The organism is Neisseria sp. P0022.S010 (assembly GCF_051956635.1).
On sequence record NZ_JBQCXF010000263.1, the window covers coordinates 1 to 3,993 of the forward strand.

Sequence of the window (3,993 nt, forward strand, 5' to 3'; positions counted from 1 at the left end):
AATGTCTAAGGCACTGATATATTTATTTTGTTGTTGTTCCATAATTGCTCGTTCGCTATGTTGTCTGACTGACGGTTTGATTATTTTTGAAACAAGATTGCTTCACGTCTAATCGGCTATTCACTGTCGGAAGGGTTTTCAGACGGCCTGTAACGGACTGAAAAACCATCCTTATAACGCATATCGACATACTCGATACGACTTTGTTTTTTACGCAGCAGCGACGGCCAAATCTGGGCAAACTGCTGCAAACGTTTAATTTCGTTTTCACGCCCCAAGCGCACGGTAATGCCGTTGTTCAATACAAGCAGCCATGCCGAACGCGGCGTGTAGATCAATTCTTTGATGGTCAGTTTCAACGGACTCAAAATACCGGAAAAGTCCGCATAATGTTTAACCATGTCTTTGCCTGTCCCCTGCTGCCCTTCAAATATAGGCAGGTCCTGTTTCAGGCTTGCGGCAAACACATTACCCTTACTGTCCACCAAGCCGCCAGCGCGCCAGTGTGCAACCGGCACGCGCTCGGTCAGGATAATTTCCACGGTTTCCGGAAAACGGCGGCGCACCATTGCCGAATCAATCCAAGGCAACTGCTGAAAAGCGGCCTGCGCCGAATCAATATCGGCGCGGAACATATTGCCCCTGATATGCTCTCTTGCAACAGTTTGCAATTCTTTGCCGGAAGCATATTTCAGCTTGCCCTGAATGGCAATCTGTTTCACAGGGAAATATTTGGAATTGTAAAGCCAAGCTATGCCCGAACCTATCAGCAGAAAGGCCATCAGCAACAATAGCCGGCGGGTCAGCCGACCCAGTGCGCCTGCATCATCCCACATGAGCGGTCTTCAAAATCTCAATACATAAATCAGCAAAATCTACGCCGGTATGGGCTGCAGATTTTGGCACCAAACTATGACTGGTCATACCGGGCAAGGTATTGATTTCCAAAAGATACAGCTTACCGTCCGTATCTTTTAGGAAGTCCACGCGCGAACAGCCGTCCGCACCAATCGCCTGCGCGCCACGCACGGCCAGTTCGCGCATCAGGTTTTCCTCCGCCTCGCTCAAATCTTCCGACGGGCATTGATAAACCGTATCGTCGCGGTTGTATTTGGCTTCGTAATCGTAAAACTCGGTAGCCGGAATAATATGAATGCTGGGCAGGCCTTTGCCGTTCAATACCGGGCAAGAATACTCGCCACCCCCGATAAAGCGCTCGGCAATAATTTCGCCCTGCAAATGTTTCAATTCTTCGTAAACGCTTTTCAGACGGCCTTTTTCTTTAACTTTTACCACACCGACGCTGCTGCCTTCCGCGGCGGGTTTCACAAACATCGGCAGGCCCAATTTTTCTTCAACGGCATCAAAGTCGCTGTCGTCATGCAATACGGCAAACTCAGGAACAGGCAAACCCACGGCCTGCCAAATCAGTTTGCAGCGGTATTTGTCCATACCCAGCGCGGAAGCGGCCACACCGCTGCCGGTATAAGGAATACCCATCAGTTCCAATGCGCCTTGAATCGCGCCGTCTTCGCCGAAAGTGCCGTGCAAAATATTGAAGGCCGTCTGAAACCCTTGGGTTTTCAATTCAGACAACGGGGTTTCTTTGGGGTCAAACGCATGGGCATCCACGCCTTTGCTTTTCAAGGCAGCCAAAATAGCGGCGCCGCTGTCCAGAGAAACTTCGCGCTCGCTGGAGAAGCCGCCCATCAACACGGCCACTTTGCCAAAATTCTGCATAATTTCTACTTTCTTAAATACTGATACAGGCCGTCTGAAATATTGTTCAGACGACCTATGTGTCCTCAAAGGCAAATATGCCTGTTTATTATGATTGTTTCGACAATTCCACCAATGCAGACGGAACGCGGTTGATGCTACCGGCACCCATATTCAGAACAACATCGCCGTCTTGCAAAACATTCAGCAGCATTTGCGGCAGATCGGCAACGTTTTCGCAGTAAATCGGCTCAAGTTTGCCCAATACGCGGATGGCGCGCGCCAAGGCGCGGGAATCGGCTGCGGCAATCGGCTCTTCGCCTGCGGCATAAACTTCGGTCAACACCAACGCATCAACGGTATTGAGGACTTTGGTAAAGTCTTCAAACAAATCACGTGTGCGGGTATAGCGGTGCGGCTGGAAAGCCAAGACCAAGCGTTTTTCAGGGTATGCACCACGCGCAGCGGAAAGGGTTGCTGCCATTTCGACAGGATGGTGACCATAATCGTCCACCAGCAAAGCGGTTCCGCCGTTTGGCAATTTAATGTCGCCATATTTTTGGAAGCGGCGGCCAACGCCTTCAAAGCCGAGCAAGCCTTTTTGGATCGCTTCAACCGATGCACCAACTTCCAGCGCAACGCCGATAGCCGCCAACGCATTGAGGACGTTGTGTCGGCCGGGCATATTCAAAACAACTTCAAACGGCTCTTGCTCATGTCCTTTCATTTGAACATGAACGGTAAATTTCATTTGCGCGCCGACGTTTTCAATATCGGTCGCGTAGATATCGGCAGTATCGTCCAAACCGTAAGTGGCGTAAGGTTTGCTGATTTTCGGCAAAATTGCACGGACGTGTTCGCTGTCGATACACAAAAAGGCTTTGCCGTAGAACGGCATACGGTGAATAAAATCGACAAACGCCTGATGCAGTTTCTCAACGCTGTGGCCGTAAGTGTCCATATGGTCTTCGTCGATATTGGTTACGACGGACATAATCGGCGTCAGATACAGGAAAGAGGCATCGGATTCGTCGGCTTCTGCGACGATGTATTCGCCTTTACCCAAACGGGCATTGGTACCAGCGGCATTGAGTTTGCCGCCGATAACGAAAGTCGGGTCAAGTCCTGCCGCGCCGAGAATAGAAGCAGTTAGACTGGTGGTTGTGGTTTTGCCGTGCGTACCGGCAATGGCGATGCCGTCGCGGAAGCGCATTAATTCTGCCAACATCAACGCGCGCGGAATCACGGGAATCTGCTGTTCCAACGCAGCGATGACTTCGGGATTGTCTTTTTTGACGGCGGTAGAGGTAACAACTACGTCGGCGCCATTGACGTGTTCGGCAGTATGGCCGGGATAAACTTGGATGCCGAGAGCGCTCAAATGCTCGGTAACGGCATTACGCGCCTGATCCGAACCGGAAACTTTAAAGCCCAAATTGTGTAAGACTTCGGCAATACCGCTCATGCCGACGCCGCCGATTCCGACAAAATGGATGTTGGTGACTCGATTTTTCATCATAATGTTGCGTTCCGGTTGGTTTTTAGTGCGTAAAGGCGTTATTTTAAAGGGCTATCCGCTTCTGCGCTATGCTTTTATTGTAAAGGAATTTTAACAAAAGCAATAAAGGCCGTCTGAAACGCCGTTAATCAACTTTTCAGACGGCCTTGAACAAAGTCTGCCTACTTATTCGGTACAGGATATGGCAATTTCCGCCACATCGTCCGCACTGTGCGGCAACGCCAGCGTACGGGCATTTTTCGCCCATTTCAGGCATTTTTCGCGATTCAGGCCGCCGAGGATTTCGGCCAGTTTTTCTGCCGTCAGTTGAGTTTGCGGCAGCAGCAAACCGGCTTCGGCCTGCACCATAAAACGCGCATTGGCTGTTTGGTGGTCGTCCACCGCGTGCGGATACGGCACCAGTAGCGCACCCAAACCCGCAGCCGTCAGCTCGGCAATCGTCAGTGCGCCGGCACGGCAAATTACCAAATCGGCATCGCGGTAGGCGGATACCATATCGGTAATAAATTCCACGCACTCGGCTTGCACACCCAACGCATCGTAATCCGCCTGCAGGTTGCCCAATTTATTGCGGCCGGACTGATGATACATCTGCGGACGAGCCTCCTCAGGCAATAATGCCAAAGCTTGCGGAACGGTTTTGTTCAACACATCCGCACCCAAACTGCCGCCCACCACCAAAACTTTCAGACGGCCTTGACGGTTTTCAAAGCGTTCTTCAGGAACAGGCAATGCCGCAATATCGGCACGGACAG

4 protein-coding genes are annotated in these 3,993 nt (G+C 51.0%); all 4 read right to left on the minus strand.

All coding sequences use genetic code 11. The features are described 5' to 3' along the window. Positions 1-116: 116 nt before the first annotated feature. Positions 117-836 (minus strand): cell division protein FtsQ/DivIB, encoded by a 720-nt coding sequence (locus ACTHUT_RS14915; protein ID WP_440386030.1) that lies wholly within the window; start codon positions 834-836, stop codon positions 117-119. Next, positions 826-1,740 (minus strand): D-alanine--D-alanine ligase, encoded by a 915-nt coding sequence (locus ACTHUT_RS14920; protein WP_003748301.1) that lies wholly within the window; start codon positions 1,738-1,740, stop codon positions 826-828. Before ACTHUT_RS14920 ends, ACTHUT_RS14915 begins: the two co-directional genes overlap by 11 nt. Positions 1,741-1,828: 88 nt before the next feature. After that, complete coding sequence (gene murC / locus ACTHUT_RS14925; RefSeq protein WP_440386029.1) at positions 1,829-3,238, minus strand: UDP-N-acetylmuramate--L-alanine ligase; 1,410 nt, start codon at positions 3,236-3,238, stop codon at positions 1,829-1,831. A gap of 165 nt (positions 3,239-3,403) precedes the next feature. Further along, positions 3,404-3,993 (minus strand): glycosyltransferase (locus ACTHUT_RS14930; protein WP_440418977.1); only part of this gene is annotated, 590 nt, incomplete at its 5' end.